The organism is Halomonas sp. AOP43-D1-4 (genome assembly GCF_052446175.1).
GTDB classification, from domain to species: domain Bacteria; phylum Pseudomonadota; class Gammaproteobacteria; order Pseudomonadales; family Halomonadaceae; genus Vreelandella; species Vreelandella citrativorans.
In genome coordinates this window covers 154,501-178,889 of sequence record NZ_JBQSVY010000009.1, presented here as the reverse complement: position 1 = coordinate 178,889, position 24,389 = coordinate 154,501, and the positions used below count along the sequence as shown (strand labels likewise).

21 protein-coding genes are annotated in these 24,389 nt (G+C 54.7%); 14 read left to right on the top strand and 7 right to left on the bottom strand.

From position 1 onward, the window contains the following. Positions 1-21 precede the first annotated feature (21 nt). The 3 genes from ACT3RQ_RS11820 to ACT3RQ_RS11810 all read right to left on the bottom strand — a co-directional run bounded on the left by ACT3RQ_RS11820 (position 22) and on the right by ACT3RQ_RS11810 (position 1,848). Positions 22-957, bottom strand: a complete 936-nt coding sequence (locus tag ACT3RQ_RS11820) for a lysophospholipid acyltransferase family protein (RefSeq protein ID WP_444640354.1) — start codon at positions 955-957, stop codon at positions 22-24. Between the two features lie 3 nt (positions 958-960). After that, complete coding sequence (locus tag ACT3RQ_RS11815; RefSeq protein ID WP_172117296.1) at positions 961-1,362, bottom strand: DUF4870 family protein; 402 nt, start codon at positions 1,360-1,362, stop codon at positions 961-963. 105 nt (positions 1,363-1,467) lie between these two features. After that, the gene (locus tag ACT3RQ_RS11810) at positions 1,468-1,848 is read right to left on the bottom strand and encodes a VOC family protein (protein ID WP_444640355.1); all 381 of its coding nucleotides are present in this window, start codon (positions 1,846-1,848) and stop codon (positions 1,468-1,470) included. Positions 1,849-1,891: 43 nt separating this feature from the next. On the opposite strand from ACT3RQ_RS11810, the gene ACT3RQ_RS11805 reads away from it, so the two are divergent. The 4 genes from ACT3RQ_RS11805 to ACT3RQ_RS11790 all read left to right on the top strand — a co-directional run bounded on the left by ACT3RQ_RS11805 (position 1,892) and on the right by ACT3RQ_RS11790 (position 6,923). Beyond that, positions 1,892-2,527, top strand: coding sequence for a class I SAM-dependent methyltransferase (locus ACT3RQ_RS11805; protein WP_444640356.1), 636 nt, complete (start codon positions 1,892-1,894; stop codon positions 2,525-2,527). Positions 2,528-2,697: 170 nt separating this feature from the next. Continuing rightward, positions 2,698-4,071 carry an MFS transporter gene (locus tag ACT3RQ_RS11800; protein ID WP_444631496.1) on the top strand — a complete coding sequence of 458 codons (1,374 nt, stop codon included), beginning with the start codon at positions 2,698-2,700 and terminating at the stop codon, positions 4,069-4,071. Positions 4,072-4,200: 129 nt separating this feature from the next. Then, positions 4,201-5,988: an acyl-CoA dehydrogenase gene (locus ACT3RQ_RS11795; protein ID WP_444640357.1), complete on the top strand. Its 1,788-nt coding sequence runs from the start codon at positions 4,201-4,203 to the stop codon at positions 5,986-5,988. A 161-nt stretch (positions 5,989-6,149) separates the two neighbouring features. After that, positions 6,150-6,923 (top strand): enoyl-CoA hydratase-related protein, encoded by a 774-nt coding sequence (locus ACT3RQ_RS11790; protein WP_444640358.1) that lies wholly within the window; start codon positions 6,150-6,152, stop codon positions 6,921-6,923. A 104-nt stretch (positions 6,924-7,027) separates the two neighbouring features. Here ACT3RQ_RS11790 and ACT3RQ_RS11785 read toward each other — a convergent pair whose 3' ends face one another. Genes ACT3RQ_RS11785 through ACT3RQ_RS11775 form a run of 3 tightly spaced genes read right to left on the bottom strand, consistent with a single transcriptional unit; the run spans position 7,028 to position 10,230 of the window. Next, a complete protein-coding gene (locus ACT3RQ_RS11785) occupies positions 7,028-8,038 on the bottom strand; it encodes an L-idonate 5-dehydrogenase (RefSeq protein WP_444640359.1) in 1,011 nt (336 codons plus the stop codon). Positions 8,039-8,070: 32 nt separating this feature from the next. After that, positions 8,071-8,841, bottom strand: coding sequence for a glucose 1-dehydrogenase (locus ACT3RQ_RS11780; protein WP_444640360.1), 771 nt, complete (start codon positions 8,839-8,841; stop codon positions 8,071-8,073). Positions 8,842-8,850: 9 nt separating this feature from the next. Then, positions 8,851-10,230 (bottom strand): GntP family permease, encoded by a 1,380-nt coding sequence (locus ACT3RQ_RS11775; protein ID WP_444640361.1) that lies wholly within the window; start codon positions 10,228-10,230, stop codon positions 8,851-8,853. A 211-nt stretch (positions 10,231-10,441) separates the two neighbouring features. Here ACT3RQ_RS11775 and ACT3RQ_RS11770 point away from each other — a divergent pair, with 211 nt between their 5' ends. From ACT3RQ_RS11770 to ACT3RQ_RS11735, 8 genes are all read left to right on the top strand, one after another. Then, positions 10,442-11,131, top strand: coding sequence for a glutathione S-transferase family protein (locus ACT3RQ_RS11770; protein WP_444680538.1), 690 nt, complete (start codon positions 10,442-10,444; stop codon positions 11,129-11,131). A gap of 56 nt (positions 11,132-11,187) precedes the next feature. Beyond that, a complete protein-coding gene (locus ACT3RQ_RS11765; protein ID WP_192527464.1) occupies positions 11,188-11,727 on the top strand; it encodes a YaeQ family protein in 540 nt (179 codons plus the stop codon). Positions 11,728-11,989: 262 nt separating this feature from the next. Beyond that, on the top strand, positions 11,990-12,979 hold the full coding sequence (locus tag ACT3RQ_RS11760) for a lipid A deacylase LpxR family protein (protein WP_444631501.1): 990 nt from the start codon (positions 11,990-11,992) through the stop codon (positions 12,977-12,979). A 258-nt stretch (positions 12,980-13,237) separates the two neighbouring features. After that, positions 13,238-13,747 carry a CinA family protein gene (locus ACT3RQ_RS11755; protein ID WP_444640363.1) on the top strand — a complete coding sequence of 170 codons (510 nt, stop codon included), beginning with the start codon at positions 13,238-13,240 and terminating at the stop codon, positions 13,745-13,747. A 77-nt stretch (positions 13,748-13,824) separates the two neighbouring features. After that, positions 13,825-14,649, top strand: a complete 825-nt coding sequence (gene nadE / locus ACT3RQ_RS11750) for an ammonia-dependent NAD(+) synthetase (protein ID WP_444680537.1) — start codon at positions 13,825-13,827, stop codon at positions 14,647-14,649. A gap of 80 nt (positions 14,650-14,729) precedes the next feature. Next, positions 14,730-15,878 (top strand): exonuclease SbcCD subunit D, encoded by a 1,149-nt coding sequence (locus ACT3RQ_RS11745; RefSeq protein WP_444640365.1) that lies wholly within the window; start codon positions 14,730-14,732, stop codon positions 15,876-15,878. Beyond that, positions 15,875-18,943 carry an AAA family ATPase gene (locus ACT3RQ_RS11740; RefSeq protein ID WP_444640366.1) on the top strand — a complete coding sequence of 1,023 codons (3,069 nt, stop codon included), beginning with the start codon at positions 15,875-15,877 and terminating at the stop codon, positions 18,941-18,943. Before ACT3RQ_RS11745 ends, ACT3RQ_RS11740 begins: the two co-directional genes overlap by 4 nt. An 87-nt stretch (positions 18,944-19,030) precedes the next feature. Continuing rightward, on the top strand, positions 19,031-19,765 hold the full coding sequence (locus ACT3RQ_RS11735; protein WP_444640367.1) for a tellurite resistance TerB family protein: 735 nt from the start codon (positions 19,031-19,033) through the stop codon (positions 19,763-19,765). Positions 19,766-19,988: 223 nt separating this feature from the next. Here ACT3RQ_RS11735 and ACT3RQ_RS11730 read toward each other — a convergent pair whose 3' ends face one another. Next, complete coding sequence (locus tag ACT3RQ_RS11730) at positions 19,989-20,885, bottom strand: LysR family transcriptional regulator (RefSeq protein ID WP_444640368.1); 897 nt, start codon at positions 20,883-20,885, stop codon at positions 19,989-19,991. Positions 20,886-21,014: 129 nt separating this feature from the next. On the opposite strand from ACT3RQ_RS11730, the gene ACT3RQ_RS11725 reads away from it, so the two are divergent. Together ACT3RQ_RS11725 and ACT3RQ_RS11720 are read left to right on the top strand one after the other, a co-directional pair. Then, positions 21,015-22,526: a CoA-acylating methylmalonate-semialdehyde dehydrogenase gene (locus ACT3RQ_RS11725; RefSeq protein ID WP_444640369.1), complete on the top strand. Its 1,512-nt coding sequence runs from the start codon at positions 21,015-21,017 to the stop codon at positions 22,524-22,526. A gap of 20 nt (positions 22,527-22,546) precedes the next feature. Further along, positions 22,547-24,211, top strand: a complete 1,665-nt coding sequence (locus ACT3RQ_RS11720) for a GMC family oxidoreductase (protein ID WP_444640370.1) — start codon at positions 22,547-22,549, stop codon at positions 24,209-24,211. Positions 24,212-24,389: the final 178 nt, after the last annotated feature.

Genomic DNA, 24,389 nt, shown 5'->3' with positions numbered 1-24,389 from the left:
TCAGCACCTCTCAGGCAGAGTTTAGTAAAGCCGGAAGTCGTTGGCGTTGGGGTTTTGCTGCTGCTCTTCGATGACTTTGCGGTAGCGCTTGTATTCCCACTGATACTGGGCGGGTTCCAGCGCAATTGACGCTTCAACACTGGCGTTAACCCCGCTCGCAGACACTGTTTCGTCAGCACTATACACCCGCTCGTCGGCGTCCAGAAAATGGATAGCAAAGCCGCGACCAGGCAGGCGCAGGGCAACGCCTGTGACAACGCGTGCCTGGGTGCGCGCCACCAGTTTGGGGAGTAGCGTGGCGGTATACGCATCGCGTGAATAAAACGGCGCAAAGACGCCGCTGCCCCAGTCGGGTTCCTGGTCAGGCAGAATGCCGATGGCCTCGCTGCGCTTAAGTGCTTTAAGCAGTGCTGCAACGCCCCGCGGGTTAGTGGGCACCAACTGCGCGCCCATCCGTTCACGGCCATGGCGAATAATCGGCTCAAGGTTGGTTATTTTGGGAGGCTCGTACATAGCGGTGAAAGGGAAATGGCTGGAAAGCCAGAAATTCAACACTTCCCAGTTGCCAAAATGCGGCGCCAGAACAATAACACCACGGCCCTGTGCGCGTGCGCTGTCCAGCTTGTCGCGACCATGCACTTCAACAATACTTGCTTCAACGCGATCAGGCTCCGCCATCCAGGCATAGCCCAGCTCCATCATGGTGGCGGTGGAGTGACGAAGGCTCTGTTTAGCGAGTGCCCTGCGCTTATGCTGGTCAAGCGTGGGGTATACCACCTTAAGATTAATATCGGTGACGTTTCGTTCACGGCGGCTAAAGCAGTAAACGAGAGGACCAAGCGTGGAGGCAAAACGCCACAGGCGCGGCAGGGGCCAGCGCGAAAGCCTTCGCCAAAGCCACGCAATCGCCGTGGCTCGGGAGAGTCGCTTGTCTGATGTCGTTGCGTGTTCCGTCATTCGTTAGATTAACCAGCTGTCCACATTACTCGGAGCACGTTTATCTTGTAAGCCCTTAAACCCTTTAACGCAGCGAACGATAAACCAAACCGCCAGTGCAAATAAAAGCGGGAAGCCGATCAGTACAAAGGTGAGCAGGAAGCTAATGCTTGCGTACAGCAAGCCAATCCAGAAGGTGCGAACCTGATAGCGGTAGTGTTCGTCCAGCCAAGCCGGGCCTTTGCCTTGATAGACATAGGCGATGATGACGCCGACAACCGAGGTGAAGCCGACAACAAAGCTTGCCAGATAAAGCGCATAAACCACCATGGCCATTGTGGTGTCGTGCTGCTTGCTTGGCTCGGCGGTAGTGTGTTCTGAAATAATTTCGCCTTCAATCGGCGAGTCATGACGGTTATCTTGCATGTCTTTTTACCTTTAATACGGATGAGACAATAAAACGAAGGTTCTTAACGCCCTATAATACCTTGCACGACGCCGCTAAGCATTAGTCACTGACTGGCGGTAACATTAGCGAGCCGGGCGGCAAATCTCCAAAAGGTTACCATCGGGGTCGCGCAGATAAACGGACTCGATCGCGCCATTGGCACCCTGGCGAGCCACCGGGCCAAGTTCAACCTCAATACCCAGCACGTCTAGATGCTGTTTGAATTCATTCAGCGGCAATTGGCAGCGTAGGCATAAATCCAGGCTGCCTGGCGTAGGGGTTGCAGAAATAGGCTCGATGTCGGTGTCGGTTTGATGGAGTCGTAGGGCGGTATCGCCCAGCATTAAATCTACCCGTTGGGCATCACGATAGCGTACGTCTAGCCCGAGAACTCGCGAGTAAAAATCAACCGCGCGACCCATATCTGTGACAGTAACAACAAGATGATCCAAGCCTGAGAGCATGCCTCTTTCCTTAAATGCAAACCGAAAACCAGAGAATACGACGATGCAATGCTGTCCGCTATGCGGTGAAATTAAGGTCTCGCTCTATCATCAAAATCATCGTCGTGAATATTACCAGTGTGCCACGTGTTGGCTGGTGTTTGTGCCGTCCGAGCAGCATTTAAGCGTAGCGGATGAAAAAGCAGAGTATGACCAGCATCAAAATTCACCGCAAGATATGGGGTACCGGCGATTTTTAGGGCGCTTGTTCACCCCGTTGCTAGCCAAACTGCCGAAAGGTGCCAACGGGTTGGATTTTGGTTCAGGGCCTGGTCCCACGCTGTCTGTGATGTTCGAGGAAGTTGGCCACCCCATGGCGGTCTTCGACATTTTCTATGCGCCCGACATGTCCGTTTTGCAGAACACCTATGACTTTATCACCGCGACTGAAGTCGTTGAGCATTTAGCCATGCCCGGAAAGGTGCTGGCGCAGTTGGTTGCTCAGCTACTCCCTGGTGGCTATCTGGGCATCATGACCAAGCGAGTGACCACTCAAGCAGCATTTGCCAACTGGCACTATATTAATGACCCCACCCATATCTGTTTTTTCAGTGAGGCAACCTTTGAATGGTGGGCCGCGCAGCATCAACTAACAGTCGAATTTCCTGAAAAAGATACGGTTATTTTGAGAAAACACTAATCGATACGAACAGGCTATGAAAAAGCGTTGACTTTATGCTATCCAGGGCAATAATTGCGCGCCCGTTTCTTGCCTGTGGTTGTGTAAAAGGTGGTAACGGCTCTTAAACAGCTACGTCCGCTTTTTTTGACCCTGTTTTTTGACAACGTGTTTGGCAAGGTGAGGTTTTCATGTCGCGGCAATTACTGGCTATGGCGTTTGCGCCTCTGTTGGGCCTGTTTATTTTAGGCATTGGCAACGGCTTTTTGGCTACCTTGATCACGGTACGTCTGGATGCGGCAGGCGAGTCTGCGACGGTGATTGGGATTGTCTCGTCAGCGTACTTTATTGGCCTGGCCTTGGGCGCCTTGTTTAACGACCGGTTATTGCTGCGTATTGGGCACATTCGTGCCTATGGCAGTTTTGCCTCGCTGGTTGCCGTGACGGTGCTTCTTCAAGGGCTCTTTTTTGACCCTTGGGCCTGGTTTGCATTGCGCTTGATTGGCGGCTGGGCAACGGTCGGTGTCTATCTGGTCATTGAGAGCTGGCTGCTCACGGCAGGCGAGCAAAAAGTGCGTGGCCGGTTGTTGGCGCTCTACATGATTTCGCTTTACGCCGCCGGTGTCATTGGTCAGCTATTGCTGGGCGTCACCAATGCCATGGGCGGGACGGCACCGTTTATGGTGATCGGCATGCTGGCATCGCTTTCTGTGCTGCCAATGGCGATGATTCCGCGTGTTACCCCTCTGATTGAGCACGCCGAACCGCTACCTCCTTATCGACTGATCATGTTAACCCCAACGGGTGTGCTGGGTAGCTTGGGGTCGGGCATGGTAGTCGCGGCGGCGTATACCCTGCTGCCCCTTTATTTGCAGCGCATTGGAATGAGCGTGAATCAGGTGGGCCAGATGATGGCGCTGGTGGTGCTGGGGGCCATGCTGCTGCAGTATCCAATTGGGCGCTGGTCAGACCGTCATGACCGCCAAATGGTACTTATCGGGATCAGTGGTTTTTGTGTGCTGGTGTCGGCGGCAATTCTTTGGCTACCGCTCTCCACGCCGCTGCTGGCGGTACTGCTGTTTTTGCTGGGCGGTGGAGTGTTTGCATTCTACCCCGTGGCCGTCAGTCATGCTGCCGACCGAGCGCCCGCCGGGGCGCTTGTACGTATGAGCCAAGGACTTTTGCTGATTAACTCTATCGGGGCAACCTTAAGCCCGCTGATGATCTCACCCGTTATGACAGCAGTGGGCGATGCCGGGTTGTTCTGGGCATTTGGCGGGCTCAGCCTGTTCTTCCTGCTCTTTTTTGCCTGGCGGCGCAGCGTGCGCCCCGCCCCGATGCCGGTGGCGCCGTTTACCGCTACTACGCCCATGACTGCGGCCGGGGCAGAGCTTGTGATTACCGAGGAGCTTGTCCAAGGGGCGCTTGAGCACGAGCACCTGGAAGACTTGTCGGATGCAGTACCAAACGTGGACGTAGCGGAACCCGTAGTCGGACCGCCCGCCGAGGAAGAAACCCGAATTGCCTACTATGACGATGTCGAACAGTTAAGCACGCGTCAGTAATTTGGTAGCGGGTCTGTATCGTAAAGAGGTGAGACGTTGGGCTAATGGTGTAACGATAGGCAGGAAACTACTATCGAATATAACGGTTTATAACAAACGACTGTTTTATTTCTACATCGAGGTTTTGCCATGAATCACTACGTCGCGCCGGTACGCGATTTGCGTTTTGTGCTCGAAGAACTGCTCGGGCATCACTCGCTGACGCTGTCCAATTTTACAGAGACAACACCCGACGTTGTTGAGGCGGTGCTGGATGAAGCCGCCAAGCTAGCGGGTGACGTTTGGGGGCCGCTGAATGCTACCGGTGATCATCAAGGCGCCAAACATCATCCTGATGGGCGAGTAACGACGCCTGATGGATTCGCGGCGGCCTACCAGGCGTATGTAGAAGGCGGCTGGAACGGCATCGGCGTATCGGAAGCATTAGGTGGGCAGAACTTGCCTGAAGTGGTGGCCAGTGCCGTTCAGGAAATGCTCCACGGTGCCAATATGGCGTTAGGGCTTTGTCCCATGTTAACCGCTGGCGCCATTGAAGCATTGGCCCATCATGGCAGCGAGCCGCTGAAAGCGACGTATTTACCCCATCTGGTAGAAGGGACCTGGACAGGCACCATGAACCTGACCGAACCCCAGGCAGGGTCGGATCTTTCTAAAGTGCGTACCAAGGCAGTACCTGAAGGCGATCATTACCGGATAAGTGGCCAGAAAATCTATATTACCTGGGGTGAGCACGACGCCGCTGAAAATATCATTCATTTTGTGCTGGCGCGTAAACCTGATGCGCCTGAAGGTAATAAAGGCATCTCGCTGTTTCTAGTGCCCCAATTTCTCGTCAATGATGACGGCACCCTGGGCGAGCGTAACGACGTTTTATGCACCGCCATTGAGCACAAGCTGGGTATCCACGGCTCACCGACTTGTTCGTTAAGTTTTGGCGAGCAGGGTGGGGCAATCGGTTATCTGGTGGGTGAAGAAGGGCGCGGCCTGAATCACATGTTCACCATGATGAACGAGGCGCGTCATAAAGTGGGTATCCAGGGGATTGGCGTAGCCGAACGCGCCTGCCAGCACGCGTTTGCCTACGCACAAGAGCGCCATCAGGGTCGTTTGTCGGCAGCGCGAGGCGGTAAAGAGTGCCCCATCAGTGGGCATCTTGATGTGCGGCGCATGCTGCTTTCCATGCGCGCGCGCACCGATGCGCTGCGTGCGTTAGCGCTGTACTGTGCAGCACAGCTGGACACCGCCCGCCATGCTGAAAACGAGAGTGAACGCCAGGCGGCTCAGGCTCGCGTGGATATCTTGATTCCTGTGGTAAAAAGCTTCTCGACGGATCAAGCGGTAGAGATCGCCTCGTTAGGTATTCAGGTGCACGGCGGGATGGGGTATATCGAAGAAACCGGCGCGGCACAGCTGCTGCGTGATGCTCGTATCGCACCCATTTATGAAGGCACTAACGGCATTCAGGCGCTGGATTTAGCAGGACGCAAGTTACAGCGTGATAATGGCGAAGCATTTTCCAGTCTACTAAACGAAGTAGCCGACACGGTTGAACGTCTCAAGGCTGAACCTGCGTTGGCTCATTTGGGACAGGCGCTGGCTGCCGGGCTTGAGGATTTACGTGCTGCCAAGCAGCAGGTACTTGAGCAGGGCAAAGACCCGGAAAAAGGGCCTGATGCCGTACAGGGTTATGCGACCCCGTTGCTAAACCTGGCAGGCCATGTGTTATGCGCCTGGCAAATGGGGCAGGCGGCACTCAGTGCGCAGGCGGCCATTGGGCAGGGCACAACAGACCCTTTCTATAAGGCAAAACTTCTAAGCGCACAGTTTGTGATCACCCAGTGGCTCCCTGTTGGGCGTGCCCAGCGGGCGGTAATTGACGCAGGCATTCAATGCCTGAGTGATTTCGAGGTTGGTTAATCGCCCTATTGTGGCAATCGCCGCCCCTGGAGGCGGCGATTGTATTTCTGGCGGGCGAGAAAAGAATGATTGCCCCCCAACCAAGCGTTCGCTAGGGTTGCAAGGCAGGCCAGTTAAGCCGTCATAACGATGTAAGTCACCATAACAATGAAGGAGCCAATATGAGCGAATCAGTTATTGAAAAGGTCGATAACGAGGGTATCGTCCGCCTGACCATCAACCGTCCCAAGGCGTTGAATGCGTTAAATAGCGATGTACTTTCCGCGCTAGAGACCCACCTGACTGAGCTTGAGAATCAGCCAAACCTGCGCGCCGTATTACTGACGGGCGCCGGTGAAAAGTCGTTTGTCGCCGGAGCGGATATCACCGAAATGCGTGATAAAACGCCGGAAGAAGCGCGCGCCTTTGCAAGCCAGGCGTTACGAACCATTAAACGACTTGAAACACTTCCGGTGCCGGTGGTCGCCCTTGTGAACGGGTTTTGCCTTGGCGGCGGCTGCGAATTGGCACTGGCCTGCGACTGGGCAGTAGCCAGCGACAACGCGGTATTCGGCCAGCCTGAAGTTTTGTTGGGTGTCATCCCAGGCTTTGGTGGTACGCAACGCCTGCCGCGCCGCGTAGGCCCAGCCATGGCGATTGATCTTGTGACAACAGGGCGCAAGATAGACGCGAAAGAAGCGCTACGCATCGGTCTGGTTAACCGCGTAATGCCTCAGGCAGAGCTTGAAAGTTATATCGAAGAGCTTACCCAACAGTTAAAAGGCAATGGCCCTCAGTCGGTACGCGGTGCCAAGCAGGCCGTTCATGACGGGATGGACCAGGACCTTGATAGTGCATTAGCCCTGGAGACCAGCCTGTTTGCGCTCTGCTTTGCCGGTGAAGAGCAAAAAGAGGGCATGAGCGCATTTATAGAGAAGCGTAAGGCCAGCTTTTAGTCAGGTTGGCGTGATAGGTACGTCGGTTGTTTTCCGTTAATTATTGAGGGGGTGGCGGTAGCGCCCCCCCCCCTTTGGGATCAATTATCTTAATCGTTGATCTGTTACTTCCATAACTCGATCAATACCTTGCCGGACACCTCCGCATCTTTGGCTATAGCAAAGGCTTGTTGAGCATCGGCCGCGGGCAATACATGCGTAATAACGTGATCAAAGTTTGAATTAGCTGCCAGTAGCGCGATAGCTTCATCAATCTCATTATTGAACCGGAAACAGCCTCTAAGCTGAACTTCTTTCGCAATCAGCGATGCAAGCGCAATGGGCTGCGGAGCGGCAGGCATCATGCCTATTTGAGCAATAACGCCAGCGCGGCGCACGGCGAGAATAGCATTATTGATAGAGGCGGGAACGCCGGTGCACTCAAGCACCACGTCAAAGGCCTCCTCGGGGAGCTCTTCCCTATCCACCTGAATGGTGCGATGAACCCCGAGTATTTTTGCACGTGACAGCGGTCCCTCAAGAATATCGGTAATGCATACCTCTTTTGCGCCCCTGGCAAGTGCAGCAGCGGCAGCGAGTAGACCTATAGGTCCAGCTCCACATACCAATACGCGCTTTTGGTCAACACCTCCGGCTACTTCGATCCCATGCAGACCCACAGCAAGTGGCTCTGCTAAGGCTGCACGTTTGAGAGGCAGAGTATCGGGCAATGCACGCAACATGCTGGCATCGACATCAAGGAATTGACTCATGCCCCCTTGCGTATGTGGCCAGGTTGACGCGGATCCCAAATAGGCTCCGTTGGGCCACAAGTGGGGCTTATCTTCGATACCGGTTTGGCTTTGCCCGAATGTGGCGGGGTGCAGTGTTACCGGTGTGCCAAGCGGCCATTGCCCGCTTGGGTCTTCATCGACTACTCCTGACATTTCGTGACCTGGAATCAATGGCTCACGAACAACAAAAGCACCATTGGCACCTTCATGATAATAATGAAGATCCGAGCCACATATTCCACCGAAAGACATACGTAAGCGCACTTTTCCGGGAGCGAGCGCTGGAAGATCAATATTTTCTTCGCGTAGATCCTGCTTACCGTGAATAACTAATGCTTGCATGGTGCTTCATCCCCAAAGGCAATTTCCAGGTGTTAAACCACCGAGGTCATTCCGCCATCAACGAAAATATTTTGTCCAGAAACGAAACTTGAAGCACCCGAACAGAGATAGACCAGCGTACCCACCAGTTCGTCGAAATGTCCCCAGCGCTGTGCCGGAGTGCGTTTTTCCACCCACTGGTTAAAGCTTGTGTCTTGCCATAGCGCGGTATTCATTTCAGTTTTAAAGTAGCCGGGAGAAATGCAGTTGACCTGAATGTTGAAGCGAGCAAGGTCAGCAGCCATACCCTGAGTGAGTAGAACAACCCCACCTTTGGTTGCCGAATAGGGGGCGATGGTTTCTCTGGCAAGTTTGGACTGTACCGAGCCGATGTTGATGACCTTACCCGAGCCACGTTCACTCATGGCTGGAGTCAACGCACGAGACACGTAAAACAGACTCGAAAGATTGGTGGCGATGAGCGCATCCCAATCTGACGTAGAGTACTCATTGAACGGCGCTCGGCGTTGAAGCCCTGCATTGTTGACCAGGATATCCGGAACGCCAAACTGATCGATAAGTGCTTCTACGGCTTGCTGAGTCGCCCTGGCATCAGTGACATCAAAGCTGATGGCTTCAACGTTGGCGCCTGTCTCTTGGGCGATGTTGTGGGCTTCCTCCTTGACGCTTTCCAGGTCCCGCCCATGCACAATGACATGAGCTCCTTGGGAAGCAAGCCCCCTGGCAAGCGCATTGCCCAGCCCCCTTGAGGATCCGGTTACCAGTGCCAAGCGGCCGTTAATATCGAAAAGTGCTTTTGTCATCGTGCTCACCTAAAACAGCATGAAAATAATAACCGCGAATATAAAGCCGACAACGGATTCGAGCGCCTGCTGAACGGTCCAGGTCTTGAGCGTTGTCTTAACGTCCATTCCTAACAGGCGACCAACCAGCCAGAACCCAGAGTCGTTGACATGCCCTGCAAAGACAGAGCCCGCGGCTGTTGCCAGGGTAATCGCCACTACCTGCATGGATGTAAAGTCACCGCCAATCACGGCGGGGGCCATGAGCCCGGCGGCGGTTACCAGGGCGACAGTTGCCGAGCCTTGGGCCAAGCGCATAATCACCGCAATGACATAAGCCGCCAGGATGATCGGTAAACCAATATCGCTGAGCGAACTTGATAGCGCATCGCCAATGCCGGATGCCCTGAGTACGCCACCGAACATACCGCCGGCGCCTGTGATCAGTACTACCGAGCAAATCGGCGCCAAGGATGAATCAAGCACTTTTTCTAATGCACTGCCTCCGATACCTTGGCGGCGGCCTAGCACTAACATTGCCACCAACGTTGAAATAAGCAGCGCTACCGGCGTGTTGCCAACGGCTGATAGCAGTTGGAACCACTGTGCGTCACTATCCACAACGCCCATTGAGCGCAGAAAGTTTAAGCCGGTGTTCATGAAAATCAGCACAATCGGCAGCAACAACATGCTGATAACAACGCTGACAGAAGGCGGGTTGATAACGTGGTCATCGCTGACGTCGCCGAACAGGGAGTCTGCGAGAGGGAAGGGGTAGCGCTTTGCGACAATTTTCCCCCACATATAGCCTGATATCCACCAAAGGGGGAACGCAATCACCACGCCAGCAAGCAGCAATAACCCTAAATTTGCCTCATAAAGCTCCGATGCGGTAACCGGGCCTGGGTGAGGGGGCAGGAAAACATGCATAACCGAAAAGGCAGCGGCAGCAGGCATGGCATAAAGAAGGATAGGGCCACCCAAACGACGCGAAACGGCAAAAATGATCGGTAGCATGACGATCAAACCGGCATCAAAAAATATCGGAAAGCCCATTAGCAGTGACGTGATACCGAGGGCAAAAGGCGCTCGCTTTTCGCCGAAGAGATCAATCATTTTATCGGCAAGCGCTTTGGCACCGCCTGAATGCTCAACAAGCTTGCCAAGCATTGCCCCTAACCCTACCAGTAGAGCAACAGCGCCCAGCGTTCCCCCAAAGCTATCCACCATCGTGGGAACAATCGCATTGACTGGAATCTGCGTGGCGAGCGCTGTCAGTAAGCTCACCAGCATCAGCGCCACAAACGCATGCATCTTGAATCTGATGATCAATAGTAAAAGGGACAAGACCGCTACGGCGGCAATGCCTAGCAACGGTCCTGTAGATAACGTTTGCGTCCATTCATCCATGCGAGTACTCCCAATGATAGTGCTAATTGCTGGCTATGTTATCGGTAACATCGTACAGCTTGATATTTTCTTGCATACACGACCTTGGTTTAAATAAAGTAAAAAAAGAATCTGTTAGACGATGAAACAGGCAATTTATGGGATAAAGAAAGGCGACATAATGCGACTAGCGTAGCCATCCTTGCTTTTTTGACGTAAAAAAGGGGTAACCATGTTTGATCTCTACATTGCCAACAAAAACTACTCTTCTTGGTCATTGCGGCCTTGGGTGCTTATGAAGGCGCTTGATATTCCTTTTAAGGAACACGTTATGGCCTTTGAGGGTGGCAATGGGGTGAGTCGCGATACGTTTATTCGCTTTTCGCCTTCCGGGCTTGTGCCTTGCCTGGTGGATGGCGAGATGGCCGTCTGGGATTCGCTGGCCATTGTTGAATACATTGCCGAGCAGCATGCTCGGGTATGGCCAAAAGAGGCGACAATACGTGCTTGGGCACGTTCGGCCAGCGCCGAAATGCATAGCGGCTTTTCCACGTTACGTAACGAATGCCTCATGAACTGCGGCGTGCGCGTCACGCTTCAGGATGTTTCTGCTGGGCTCAGAGCTGATCTCGCTCGATTGGATAGGCTCTGGCAAGAAGGCCTTTCACGCTTTGGTGGCCCTTACCTGGCAGGTGACGAATTTACGGCGGTAGATGCCTTCTACGCACCTGTCGTTTTCCGTGTACAAACGTTTGGCTTGCCTTTAAGCGAGGCTTCGAACGCTTATGCAAAGCACCTGTTGACGCTGCCAGCGATGCAGGCGTGGTATCAAGCAGCGCTCGACGAACAATGGCGTGAGCCTCATCACGAAGCCGATACGTTAAAACACAGCACCCTAACGGCTGATTATCGGAATGCCTAGCGCCTATCGGGCCGCGCATCAGGTAAACTAGCCAAAATTTATCGCTGGATATTCTGATGGCCCTTAGTGCGACGCCTTACAAAGTTGATATTAACCTTACCGACCTGGATCGTGGGGTGTATGAAACGCTACGTTTTACCGTGGCACGCCACCCCTCTGAAACAGAAGAGCGGATGAGTGCGCGGCTGATTGCTTATGTATTGTGGTACAGCGAGGCGATTGCATTTGGGCGCGGGCTTTCCGATGTGGATGAACCCGCACTATGGGAAAAGAGTCTGGATGGGCGGGTGCTGCATTGGGTTGAAGTAGGCTTGCCGGATGCCGAACGCCTAACCTGGTGCTCACGGCGCGCCGAGCGCGTATCGCTGCTTGCCTACGGGCGCACCGATATATGGGAAAACAAAGTACTTCCTGGCGTGGCAACGCTTAAAAATCTTCACGTAGCGACCTTGCCTCAAGAAGCCTTGGCAGTGATTGCTCAGAACCTCCCGCGCGCTATTAACTGGGCGGTTATGGTGAGTGAGGGCTCGCTGTTTATCACGGATGAAAACGGCCAGCATGAAATTACTCCGCAGTGGCTGTTAAGGGACCGTTAGGCTATTTCTTTAAATACATACAGCAAGGTACTGCCAACTTGGTGCGCGCAGCGAGGGCATAGGAACTGGCTATGCTTACTGTTACCCACCTTTGGAACAGAAGAGAGGCAGCGCCTTGCGCCACGGGTGTTGGGTTGTTATTGATGTTTGGCGAATAATATTTCCTTGCTATCTTTTTGCATGTTTACATACAATCAGGAATGTTTGCTAGCGCTCTTCGAGGGCGCTACTTTGGTTTTAACCCCCACTCAAGGGATGAGCAATGTACAACGTTTGCCTGCCTGCTTGGCGCCTGCTTCTCTTTGTAGCAGCAATGAGTCTACTCCCTGCCTTGGCGAATGCAGATAACAACGTCATTTCTGTGACACATGAAAATGACGGTCTAATGAGCAGTGACGATGGGCACTTTACCAGCGGCTTCGAGCTTAATTGGGCATTTAAGCCCAGCCCGGAAAACTGGACTCAGCGTTTAGCCACGGCGTTGCCGGATAGTTTGATAGGCCAGGCAGATTCAGTTGCTTTCCGATTGGTGCACCAGATTTATACGCCGGATGATATCGAGCGCTCTGAGCTAATTGAGGACGACCGCCCCTATGCAGGCCTGGTCTATGCAGGTATGTCACTTTATGAAGATGTTCCGGTAGGACGCTGGCAGCAAGCCACTGATCTTCATATAGAGGCCGGCCTGGTAGGCCCATCATCGCTTGCTGACAGCATTCAGCGTGAGGTGCACCGTATTACCAATAGCGAACGTCCAAGCGGCTGGCATAACCAGTTAAAGGATGAGCCGTTGCTTAACCTGACCATGCGTCGTCAGTGGTGGCATAACGTGCCTCTGGCCGGTAAGCGCTTGGCTCACGGCCCCGGTGTCAGCGTTGCCCTGGGCAACCTCAATACCTACGCTAGTGCGGGTTATGGCGTTCGCTGGGGTGATGATGCCAGCGGTATCCCGACGCTTACCCCCAACCCCAGTAACCGTGGCCGCATGACGAGTACAACGGGCTGGCAGTGGTATGTATTCGCTAATGTCGAAGGCTACTACGTCGCGCATAACCTCACTCTGGATGGCAACGTGTTTTCCAGCAGTCACTCGGTTGACCGTAAAGAGTGGGTAGGAGAAGGGGCCGCTGGCTTTGCCATTGCCTGGGATGAGTGGCAAGCCGTTTTTTCCGGTGTTCAGCGCACGCGTGAATTTGATGGCCAGGAAAAGCAGGACAAATACGGCGCGATTACGCTTTCAAAAAGCTTCTAGTTAAAAAGTCTTCCGGCTAGTTCAGCACATGACCAGGGCAGATGCCCTGGTCATTGTAGAGGTGCGCCATGACTACCGCTTACAGAACAGCTCCTACGCGGATGGGTGGAAGAAACAGCGCTAAGCCCTTATCAATGGATAAGAGCTTTTTAACAAATGATGAACTTGCTGGCTGATTTTTCAGCCCTCTTCGAGAACAGCTACCTTTTAAGAGGAAGAATAAAACGACAGGGATTGTGATTTGTCAGGAGATACGCAATGGAATTGCTTAAGCAAATTACTGATTATCTACAGCAGCAAAAACTCAAATTGGCCACTGCTGAATCATGCACCGCAGGGCTGATTGTCTCTGAGCTGGCCCGTGTGCCCGGTAGCGGGCAGTGCATTGACTGTGGGCTGGCGGTTTATTCCCCGGAGGCAAAAAATCGTTATTTGTCGGTCAGCTTCGATACGATTGATACGTATGGGCTTACCAGTGAAGAAACCTCTCGAGAAATGGCGCTAGGGGCACTTAATAATAACGATGCCACTATAACCGTCGCCAATACCGGGATTGCAGGCCCTGAACCGCATGATGATATTCCCGTCGGTACGGTATGCTTTGCCTGGGCCTTTCGCCATGAGCAAAAGATTTACATGATTACCGAGACACGCCGCTTTTCCGGTGATCGTAACGACGTTCGCCTAGCCGCCGCGCACTATGCATTGGAGTACATTCCTCAATATCATCGTGATGTATTGAACGGTAGCGCGCCATTAGATGAGTAGAACCAAACACATTTCTGCTCTAGCCTGAATAAAACGCTATCCGCTATGGATCAACGTTCGACCGCAAGGAGGCCAGAATGGTAGATCAGCAGGCAACCCAATCGCATATTCAAACGGCTTTACAGGTAAAACCGCATATTGACTCTCAGCAAGAGATTGATAAGCGCGTTGATTTCTTGTGTCGCGAAATGATCGAAACAGGGCAGTATGCGCTTGTATTGGGCATTAGTGGCGGCGTGGATTCCACGGTAGGCGGCCGCTTGGCGCAGTTAGCGGTTAATAAGGCGCGTGAGCAGGGCATCGACGCCTCTTTTTACGCGATGCGGTTGCCTTATGGTACTCAGCAGGATGAAGACGATGCGCAGAAGGCACGGTCGTTTATTGAACCCGGCCATGTGCTGACCGTTAACGTTAAACCGGCAAGTGATGCCCTGTTGGCCGCACTGGAAGAGGGCGGGCTAACGTTTAGAGACGACGCTCACCGCGACTTTGTGTTGGGCAATATCAAGGCGCGCCAGCGTATGGTGACGCAATACGCAGCGGCCGGAGCACGAAGTGGCCTGGTGGTCGGCACGGATCAAGCCGCCGAAGCACTAATGGGGTTCTTCACCAAATATGGTGACGGCGCCTGTGACGTTGCGCCGCTCACCGGGCTAACCAAGCGCCAGGTACGTGAAGTAGGCGCAGCGCTGGGGGCACCTGCCTTCCTAGTTGAAAAGCAGCCCACTGCCGACCTGGAAACGCTCAAACCCCTGTTGGCGGATGAAGTGGCGCTAGGCGTGACTTATGCGGATATTGATGCCTTCCTGGTCGGCGATGCCATCAGCGATGAGGCGTATACCACCATCATTGACACCTATACCCGCACCGAGCATAAACGCCAATTGCCCAAGAGCCCTTAAGTATTTCTCACCAGTAAAGGCTAAACGCCGTCAGGTTAGGTTGTTATGATGCAACCACCTAACCTGCCGTTGAGCCTGCCATGCGTCTACTCCACACCGCCGATTGGCACCTGGGGAGATTGTTTCACAACATCTCACTGCTTGAAGACCAGCGCCACGTTCTAAACCAGCTGATCGAGATCGTCGACCGCGAAGCCGTAGACGCTGTGCTGATTGCGGGCGATATCTATGACCGCTCGGTGCCGCCTTCCGCGGCTGTTACGTTGCTTGATGATGTGCTGGGCGAGCTTTGCCAAGCGCGTGGTTTGCCAGTGGTTATTATTTCCGGCAACCACGACGGCGCCGAGCGCTTGGGCTTTGGTGCACGCCATTTGCGTCAGGCGGGGCTGCATATTCTTTCTGATTTGAGCGCCTGCGATACCCCCGTTACGCTTGCTATCAACGGCGTTGAGGTCGATATTTTTGGTGTGCCCTATGCTGACCCGGAATACGTACGCAGCCAGTTCGGTGAACCGGTCCGCGACTTTGATAGCGCCCACCGCTACTTGCTAACGCGTATTGGTGAGAAGCGCCACGCTACCCGCCCAACGGTACTGATGAGCCACTGCTTCGTAGATGGCGGCAGCGCATCCGATTCCGAGCGCCCGTTAACCCTGGGTGGTGCAGAAAGTGTTGCCTGGGAGCCCATGCAGGGCTTTGACTATGTCGCGCTTGGCCACTTGCATGGCCCGCAATACCGCGGCGGCGAACATATTCGCTACAGCGGCTCGCTGCTTAAATACAGCTTTTCAGAAGCTCGGCAGCGTAAAGGCGTTACGCTTGTGGATATAGGTAACGAGGGAGTGACCGGCATTGAGCATCATCCGCTGGTGCCCAAGCGCGAAGTGCGCGTGCTGGAAGGCGAGCTTGATGAGTTGTTGAGACAAGGGCGCGAGGACCTCTGTGCCGATGACTACTTGTTGGTTCGGCTAACCGACCGCCACGCTATTTTAGACCCCATGGGCAAGCTACGCGCGGTGTACCCCAATGTTCTGCACCTCGAAAAGCCCGGCATGCTGGGTGGGCAACAGCGTCAGCAACTGGATCGCGAACGGCTGCGCTTTAATGCCCTGGATATGTTCAGCGATTTCTTCGAACAAACCAGCGGTGACGCCATGAGCGCGGACCAGGCGCGCGCCATGAGTGATGTCATCACCACCCTCAGCCGCGATGAAGAGGGCCAGTCATGACGCCGCTCATACTCACCATGCAGGCCTTCGGCCCTTTTGCGGCTGAGGAGATCATCAACTTTTCTCAGCTGGGTAGAAGCCCGCTGTTTTTGATCAACGGCCCGACAGGCGCCGGGAAAAGCTCGATTCTGGACGCCATCTGCTTCGCGCTTTATGGCCAGACCACGGGAGAAGAACGCTCGGGCACCCAGATGCGTTGCGACCAGGCCGCCGATACGTTGCTAACTGAAGTAACGCTGGATTTTTACCTGCGCGGAGAGAGCTACCGGGTGCGCCGCGTGCCTCAGCAGGAGCGCCCTAAAGCGCGAGGCGAAGGGACGACAACGCAAAATGCAGAAGCCCAGCTGTGGCGGCTAACCGCTGATGACAAGGAAAATCAGTGCCTCGTCGCGCGTAGCGTTAACGATGCTACCGCCCAAGTGCAGGCACTACTGGGGCTGGATGCCAGCCAGTTCCGCCAGGTGATGGTGCTGCCCCAGGGCAAGTTCCGGGAGCTGTTGCTGGCGGAGTCAAAAGATCGCGAAAAGATTTTTTCCCAGCTGTTTCAAACCCATATTTTTCAACGCATTGAAGAGCATCTGCGCACCCAGGCCAACCAGATAGACCGAGCGGTGAAAGATCACCAGCACCGTGTCCAGGGCATTCTGGATGCAAGCGACATTGAAAGTGAAGCGGCGCTTATTGAGGCGCTGGAAACGCTGGCGCCAGAGCATCAGGCTGCTGAAAAGGCGTTAGCCATTGCTAAACAGCAGCGTGAACAGGCAGAGGCTGCCGAGCGCCAGGGGCAGGAGTGCCAAGCACTTTTTGACCGCCATACGGCATTGGGCGCAGAAAAAAAACAGCGGCTACACCAGCAGCCGGAAATAGAGCGTGCTCAACAGCGCCTAAGCGCCCATGAACAAACCCAGGCGCTGGCCGAACCCTTTCACCGCGTGCAAACAGCGCAGCAAACGGCAAGCGCTACCCAGCAAGAACGCGTTCAGGCTCAAACGGCTGTTGAAAAACAGCAGGCGACGCATCAACACGCTCAGCAAGCGTTACACCAGGCACAAACCCGCTACCAGCAGTTGCCGGAACGCCGTGAACAGGCTGGCCGTTTACAGCAAGCGTTGGAGCAATTTCAGGCGCTCACTGGTGTAGAGCAGGCGCTACACCAGGCGCAACAAACATGGCAAAGCCTGTATCGGCAGCTTGACCAACAAACGCAGCAGCGCGACACCATCGCTGAGCAGGGCGAGGCACTTGCCGCCAGGCTGAAAGCGGAGCAGATAGAGCGCAATCACCTTGCAGGTTGCGATGAGGTGTTAAAAGGCCGCCAAGCGCTGCATGCGCAGCGGCAAACACTGGCCGGGCTTGAATCCCAGCGCGCTGCATTGGCCGAGCAAGTGGCTCAGGCGGCAAGCGATGTTGAGCATCATCAGCAAACGGTTGAGCACTATAAGCGTCGCGCCACCGAGCAGGAGATGCACTGGCACCAGGGCCAAGCCGCGTTACTCGCCGCTCGGCTGGAATCCCAGCAGCCCTGCCCGGTGTGTGGCAGCCGTGAGCACCCTGCACCCGCCGTACAAGAGCAGCCCCCCGTTACCCAGGCCGATGTGAAGCGCGCACGCACGGAGCATGAGCAGGCGCATCAATCGTTGGTGCAAGCTCAACAGTTGCAGCAGCGTTTGACCCAACAGCTTAATTATAACGATGAGCAGAGCGAGTACTTACGTCATACGCTGGGCGAGTGGGGCGCCAAACCAATAAGCGCACTGGAGGCTGCCTGCCAGGAGAGCCAGCGACATGTTGAACGCTATCAAGTGCTGACTCGAGAGTTGGCAGCCCAGGAGCGCACACTTGAGCAACATCGCAGCGAATGGAAAGCGCTGGATACCCAGATAAAGGCACAACAGCCTGAGTTAGAGGCCGCCCAAAAGCGGTGTCATCAGTTGGAAGCCCAATGTGAGCAACTGCGCAGGGCACTGCCCGAGCCACATGGGTCACTTGAGGCGCTGGAGGCAGAGCTTGGCCGTGTGCAAAGCGACATTCAGCAGTCTGAGGCGGCGTGGCAATCTGCTCAGGAGAGTGCTCATCACGCACAAACGGGGCTGGCCCGCGCCGAAACCACGCTGTCAGATAGTGCCCAGCGCGTCGCCGCCGCGACTCAGGCGCTAAGCGCGGCCCAAAACGAATGGCAATTGGCGCTAAGCGGTAGCGCTTTCGACAACGACGCTGACTTTATTCAGGCCCGCCTGGAAGCGCCCGAGCGCCAGGCGCTTATTGAAACCGTCACCCTCTTTCAGCAGGCGTTGGCCAAGCTGGATGGTCAGCTTGAGGATAGCCAGACACGCCTTGAGGGGCTAACGCCGCCTGATTTAACCGCTTTGGCGGAGCAAGTGGCTAGCGCGCAAGCGCATGAGCAGGTTTGTAATCAAACCTACCAGCGCCTGGCGGCTCGGATTGCACAGCTAACCGCCACTCAGCAAAAGCTCAAGGCCGCCCATGCCGCCGAGGTGGAGCTTGAAGCCGAGTATCGGCTGTGGGGAACGCTGAGCGAGATCGCCAATGGGCGCACCGGGCATCGCATTAGCCTGCAGCGTTTTGTGCTTGGCGTGCTGTTGGATGATGTGCTTATCCAGGCATCCGAGCGGCTGGTGCGGATGAGCCGAGGGCGTTATCAGCTGGTACGCCGTGAAGACCCCTCCAAAGGAAATAAGGCCTCAGGCCTGGAGCTGGATGTTGCCGATACCTATACCGGTAAAAATCGCCCCGTCGCGACGCTCTCGGGTGGTGAATCGTTTATGGCCGCGCTGGCGCTAGCATTGGGCCTCTCTGACGTGGTGCAGGCGTATGCCGGTGGCATTCAGCTCGATACGCTATTTATCGATGAAGGTTTTGGCAGCCTGGACCAGGATGCCCTTGACCAAGCCATCACCATGCTGAGCGAGCTGCAAATGGGCGGGCGTATGATCGGAATTATTTCTCATGTCAGCGAACTCAAAGAGCAAATGCCGGTTCGTATAGAAGTACGTGCCAGCCGTCAGGGAAGCACGGTACAAGTGCAAGGTGTTATGCCGGCGTAGGTCCTCTAGACTCAGTAGGATCTATGCGTGCATTCGTGGTCAGTACGTATATTGTCAATACAGCCTGTCAGCCCAAGGAGTACAAGGATGAACGCTAGTAAAATTCTTCAACAGCTTATGCAGCAGGCCGGTGGCAGCCAAAAAGGCAGCAGCGGAGTCAATGTGAAGGGCATGCTGGAGGGCTTGTCTCGTCAGTTGAGTGGGGGCGGTAGTGATCAGCGCTCAAGCCAGTCGGGAAGTTCCAGCGGCTTCGATATGAAAAGCCTTTTGGGCGGTGGTGCCATGGGCATGCTGGTCGGTTCCAAACGTGGCCGTAGTATGGGCGGTAAAGCACTTAAGTATGGCGCTATTGCAGGCGTTGGCATGCTGGCCTGGAAGGCCTGGCAGAATTCACAGGCCGCTAAAAACCAGCAGGCCACCAGCAGTGAAGCAGAAGGCGAGCGTGTTGATGTATTAAGCGGTGAGATTCAGGAGCGGCGTAGCCTTGAACTGCTGCAGGCCATGATAATGGCAGCTCGCGCCGATGGGCATATTGATGAGCAGGAACAGGTGCTGATTACGGAGCAGATCGATGCGCTAGGGGCCGACCAGGAAATGCATAACTGGGTCGAAAGGCAGCTAAAGGCTCCATTGGATGCCGAAGCGCTTGCCCGCGAAGCGGACTCGCCCCAGGCTGCTCGGGAAATGTATTTAATGAGTGTCGCAGTAACTGATGACCAGAACCCCATGGAGCGCGCCTGGTTGGATCAACTGGCGCAAGCGTTAAAGCTTACCCCGGATGTCACCAAAGAGCTTGAGCACCAGGCCCAGCAGGCGGGCTGATAGCGTTTTCGTTTTCACACTAAAAAGCGCCGCCAGGATGCTGGCGGCGCTTTATTTTTACCGGTGGCAATAGCCTAAACGGCGTTATCGATTACTCCTGAATTTGACCCGCCAAAGGGCATTTCCGGGGTGGCAATAAAAGTGCGTACGTCTTTTATCAATGGCTGGTTGGCTGGCGTATGTATTAGTGATAGCTCCGTCCATCTTTTTAAAGCCAGTTTCTTTAAAGCGAGGACCATACTTCGCTCAGCGTACGTAATGCCGCGTCAATGGGAGGTTCTTCTGCACGATCATGGCGCCAAATCAGGCTAAGTGCGCAGGGCAGGCGAATATTGCTGGCAATGACAAGGCCGCTTTCCTGACGCTCGGTCATAGCCAGAGCATCGCGCGCAAGGCTCAGGCCAACGCCCGCGCGGACTAAGTCCAGCATGCAGGCCTCCTGATCGACCTGAGCGACGCGATTGGGTGTGGCGCCATTGCTGGCAAGTGTGTGTTGTAAAAGGCGGTGATGGGCCGAGTCCTCGGGCGTGACGATCCAGGGCAAGCGGGCCAGGGCTTCCCAGCGCGTATCGGCCAGTTGGGCATCCCAGCCCATCGGGGCAACAACGTAGTAGTGAAAGTGGGTCAGCTCGCGCCAGGCAAGCGCCTCATGGTCGGTTCCCAGGCCGGGCGGCGCTAGGTAAAACCCTACATCCAGGTCGCCTTGCTCAACACGCCTTAACGTATTGCCGCTCATCCCATGATGAAGCTCGGTTTCAAGCTGCGGTGCTTGCGTCATTAGGCGGCGCAGGAAAGCGCCCAGGCGAATAAATTCTGGATCGACAATCGTGCCTATCTTGAGCTTGCCTCTTGGCGTGCTGTGCAACGTATTGGCCGTTTGCTCAAAAGCATAGGCGCTTGCTAGGGCTTTCTCGGCGGAGGGTAGCAGGGCATGGCCATCAGGCGTTAGCGCTAAGCCCTGGGGGCGGCGTTCAAACAAAGTAAGCCCCAAGCTTAGCTGAAGCTGCTTCAACTTTAGGCTGATGGCGGGCTGGGTAAGGTGCAGTTGCTCAGCCGCGCGTGAGACGCTGCCTAGACGGGCGACCATGACAAATGCCCGTAGTGTCGCATATTCGTGCATGGCGCCTCCTGGTTTTCATTTTGTTATTAGCAGAGCTTATATCCCGGTTTAAATTTACTCAATTGATCGCGCCAACAATCACGCTAGTCTGGGCAGATCCCATTGGTTCTGCTTATAAAGGTAGTGATGATGACAACAACAGCCATTCAGCACTTTATTAATGGTCAGATCAGCGAAGGTTGCTCTGGCGATGCCCAGGATGTGTTTAACCCAGCCACCGGCCAAGTCACCGGCCGTGTCGCCCTGGCGTCACAAAGCGATGTGGAGGTGGCTGTAAATGCGGCCAGTGCAGCATTTCCTGCGTGGGCCGATACGCCACCCATTCGACGGGCTCGGGTGCTGTTTAAGTTTCTGGAATTATTGAATACGCATAAAGATGCCTTGGCTGAGGCGATCACCCAAGAGCATGGCAAAGTATTTACCGATGCCCAGGGCGAGGTGGCGCGCGGGATCGATGTTGTCGAGTTTGCCTGCGGTATCCCCCAACTGCTTAAAGGTGACTACACCGAGCAGGTCAGTACCGGTATTGATAATTGGACAACCCGGCAACCGCTTGGTGTTGTGGCGGGTATTACGCCGTTTAACTTCCCGATCATGGTGCCGATGTGGATGTTCCCTATCGCTATCGCCACGGGTAACACCTTTATTCTCAAACCAAGCCCGCTTGACCCTAGCGCGTCACTAATGCTGGCAGACCTTCTGAAGCAGGCCGGTTTGCCCGATGGCGTGTTTAACGTGGTGCAGGGAGGGAAGGAGTCTGTTGAAGCATTAATCGATCACCCCGAGGTCAAAGCGCTCTCGTTTGTTGGCTCGACGCCAATTGCCAACCTGATCTATGAGCGGGGTGCCAAGCACGGCAAGCGGGTGCAGGCATTGGGTGGGGCGAAAAACCATATGGTCGTGATGCCTGATGCGCACCTGGATAAAGCGGTGGATGCGTTAATTGGCGCCGCCTACGGCTCGGCGGGCGAACGCTGCATGGCGATTAGCGTAGCGGTACTGGTCGGCGACGTGGCGGATAGCGTGGTGCCCAAGCTTGCCGAGCGCGCTAAAGCGCTAAAAGTAAAAAATGGCATGCAGCTGGATGCCGAAATGGGGCCGATCGTAACGCGTCAGGCCCACCAGCGTATTACCGGCTACATCGAAAAAGGCGTGTCTGAAGGTGCGAAACTGATCGTGGATGGCCGTGAGTTTGATACTACCCAGGTGGGTAGTGACTGTGCCGACGGCTTCTGGATGGGCGGCACGCTTTTCGACCACGTCACGCCGGAAATGACGATCTATAAAGAAGAGATCTTTGGCCCGGTGTTGGTGTGCGTACGCGTGCCGGATGTCGCGACGGCCATTCAGTTAATCAACGACCATGAATTCGGTAACGGCGTCAGCTGCTTTACCGAAAGCGGCAGCGTGGCAAGAGAGTTCGGGCGCCGTATTCAGGTTGGCATGGTCGGTATCAATGTGCCTATCCCGGTGCCGATGGCGTGGCACGGCTTTGGCGGTTGGAAGCGTTCACTGTTCGGCGATACCCACGCCTACGGTGAGGAGGGCGTACGTTTTTATACCAGGCAGAAGTCAATTATGCAGCGCTGGTCAGACTCGATTGATAACGGGGCTGAGTTTGTGATGCCGACGGCCAAATAAGTCGATGCGGAGCAAGGCAAATGACACAACAACAAACCTTGGCATTTGACTACATTGTGATAGGTGCAGGCACCGCAGGCTGCCTGATGGCCAACCGGTTAAGCGCCGATCCGAATAATCGGGTGCTTCTAATCGAAGCGGGTGGGCGCGATAACTATCACTGGATTCATATTCCGGTGGGGTATCTGTACTGCATTAATAACCCGCGCACCGATTGGCTGTTTCGCACCGAGCCAGAACAAGGCCTGAACGGCCGTTCGCTGATTTACCCGAGGGGAAAAACCCTGGGCGGCTGTTCGAGTATCAACGGCATGATTTATATGCGCGGCCAGGCGCGCGATTACAATCACTGGGCAGAAGTCGTGGGTGATGAGGCGTGGCGGTGGGAGAACTGCCTGCCGGACTTTATGCAGCATGAAAGCCACTACCGGCTGGATGAAGGAGGCGATGCGGATGCCGAGCAGCGCGAGTTTCACGGCGATAGCGGTGAGTGGCGGGTTGAAAAGCAGCGCTTGAAGTGGGAAGTGTTGGACGACTTCGCCGAGGCGGCCGTGCAGGCCGGCATTCCCCGCACCGAGGATTTTAACCGTGGCAATAATGAAGGCGTTGCTTACTTTGAAGTCAACCAGCGTAGTGGCTGGCGCTGGAACACCGCCAAGGCGTTTTTACATCCCGCGCTTAAACGTAACAACCTGACGCTTTGGCACTCTACCCAGGTGAATCGGCTCTGCTTTGAAGATGATCAGGGCAGCCCACGCTGTAACGGGGTAGACGTTATCCAGCGCGGGAAAAATCTGAACGCCCGCGCCAGCAAAGAAGTAATTTTATGTGCCGGTGCCATTGGCTCGCCGCATCTTTTGCAGTTATCGGGTATTGGGCCTAAAGCACATCTTGAAGAGCACGCCATTGAGGTAGTGCATGACCTGCCGGGTGTAGGCGAGAACCTGCAAGATCATCTTCAGATCCGCTCAGTGTATCGTGTCACCAATGCAAAAACGCTCAATGCAGTAGCAGGCACTTTGCTGGGTAAAGCAGGCATTGGCTGGGAGTATCTGTGCAAGCGCACCGGCCCCATGAGCATGGCACCTTCACAACTTGGCGCCTTTACGCGCAGTTCTAACGAGTATGAGCACGCTAATATTCAGTATCACGTTCAGCCATTAAGCCTTGAGGCATTTGGGCAGCCGCTACATCCTTATCCGGCCATTACCGCCAGCGTATGCAACTTAAATCCGAGCAGTCGCGGAACAGTCCGCCTGAAAAGCTCCAATCCAGCTGATGCTCCGGCTATTTCGCCCAACTATTTAAGCACCCACGAGGATCGAAAGGTGGCCGCTGATTCACTGCGCGTTACTCGGCACATTGCAGCGCAAGCGGCTTTTTCCAAATATGCTCCCGAGGAGGTTAAACCGGGGCTTGAGTATCAAAGTGATGACGAGCTAACGCGCTTGGCAGGCGACATAGGTACCACCATTTTTCATCCAGTAGGCACAACACGGATGGGTTGTGCTGATGATCCGATGGCCGTTGTGGATGCTAAATTACGAGTGCTGGGCGTCAAGGGGTTACGCATTGCGGATGCGGGGATAATGCCCACCATCACCAGCGGTAATACAAACTCGCCCACGTTAATGATTGCAGAAAAAGCGGCTAAATGGATTTTAGAGGAAAATGTGTTGCATTAACTTTTTTTTTAAGCATAGTGTTGACGTGTGACCTGGTTAGGCGCATTCTTAAACGCAGTTGGTTAGCAAGTCGAACGTTGTCAGCAGTATCGAACGCCTAAGCGTGAGTCTGGTGAAAGTTTCTTGTTCTACCCACTGCAATTCGGGTATTTCCCGGCTTTACATTAAGCTACATCGA

Excerpts from the sequence above, each read along its gene's own strand:
- ACT3RQ_RS11820 (WP_444640354.1), bottom strand. The coding sequence starts at position 957 with ATGACGGAACACGCAACGACATCAGACAAGCGACTCTCCCGAGCCACG.
- ACT3RQ_RS11815 (WP_172117296.1), bottom strand. The coding sequence starts at position 1,362 with ATGCAAGATAACCGTCATGACTCGCCGATTGAAGGCGAAATTATTTCA.
- ACT3RQ_RS11810 (WP_444640355.1), bottom strand. The coding sequence starts at position 1,848 with ATGCTCTCAGGCTTGGATCATCTTGTTGTTACTGTCACAGATATGGGT.
- ACT3RQ_RS11805 (WP_444640356.1), top strand. The coding sequence starts at position 1,892 with ATGCAATGCTGTCCGCTATGCGGTGAAATTAAGGTCTCGCTCTATCAT.
- ACT3RQ_RS11800 (WP_444631496.1), top strand. The coding sequence starts at position 2,698 with ATGTCGCGGCAATTACTGGCTATGGCGTTTGCGCCTCTGTTGGGCCTG.
- ACT3RQ_RS11795 (WP_444640357.1), top strand. The coding sequence starts at position 4,201 with ATGAATCACTACGTCGCGCCGGTACGCGATTTGCGTTTTGTGCTCGAA.
- ACT3RQ_RS11790 (WP_444640358.1), top strand. The coding sequence starts at position 6,150 with ATGAGCGAATCAGTTATTGAAAAGGTCGATAACGAGGGTATCGTCCGC.
- ACT3RQ_RS11785 (WP_444640359.1), bottom strand. The coding sequence starts at position 8,038 with ATGCAAGCATTAGTTATTCACGGTAAGCAGGATCTACGCGAAGAAAAT.
- ACT3RQ_RS11780 (WP_444640360.1), bottom strand. The coding sequence starts at position 8,841 with ATGACAAAAGCACTTTTCGATATTAACGGCCGCTTGGCACTGGTAACC.
- ACT3RQ_RS11775 (WP_444640361.1), bottom strand. The coding sequence starts at position 10,230 with ATGGATGAATGGACGCAAACGTTATCTACAGGACCGTTGCTAGGCATT.
- ACT3RQ_RS11770 (WP_444680538.1), top strand. The coding sequence starts at position 10,442 with ATGTTTGATCTCTACATTGCCAACAAAAACTACTCTTCTTGGTCATTG.
- ACT3RQ_RS11765 (WP_192527464.1), top strand. The coding sequence starts at position 11,188 with ATGGCCCTTAGTGCGACGCCTTACAAAGTTGATATTAACCTTACCGAC.
- ACT3RQ_RS11760 (WP_444631501.1), top strand. The coding sequence starts at position 11,990 with ATGTACAACGTTTGCCTGCCTGCTTGGCGCCTGCTTCTCTTTGTAGCA.
- ACT3RQ_RS11755 (WP_444640363.1), top strand. The coding sequence starts at position 13,238 with ATGGAATTGCTTAAGCAAATTACTGATTATCTACAGCAGCAAAAACTC.
- nadE (WP_444680537.1), top strand. The coding sequence starts at position 13,825 with ATGGTAGATCAGCAGGCAACCCAATCGCATATTCAAACGGCTTTACAG.
- ACT3RQ_RS11745 (WP_444640365.1), top strand. The coding sequence starts at position 14,730 with ATGCGTCTACTCCACACCGCCGATTGGCACCTGGGGAGATTGTTTCAC.
- ACT3RQ_RS11740 (WP_444640366.1), top strand. The coding sequence starts at position 15,875 with ATGACGCCGCTCATACTCACCATGCAGGCCTTCGGCCCTTTTGCGGCT.
- ACT3RQ_RS11735 (WP_444640367.1), top strand. The coding sequence starts at position 19,031 with ATGAACGCTAGTAAAATTCTTCAACAGCTTATGCAGCAGGCCGGTGGC.
- ACT3RQ_RS11730 (WP_444640368.1), bottom strand. The coding sequence starts at position 20,885 with ATGCACGAATATGCGACACTACGGGCATTTGTCATGGTCGCCCGTCTA.
- ACT3RQ_RS11725 (WP_444640369.1), top strand. The coding sequence starts at position 21,015 with ATGACAACAACAGCCATTCAGCACTTTATTAATGGTCAGATCAGCGAA.
- ACT3RQ_RS11720 (WP_444640370.1), top strand. The coding sequence starts at position 22,547 with ATGACACAACAACAAACCTTGGCATTTGACTACATTGTGATAGGTGCA.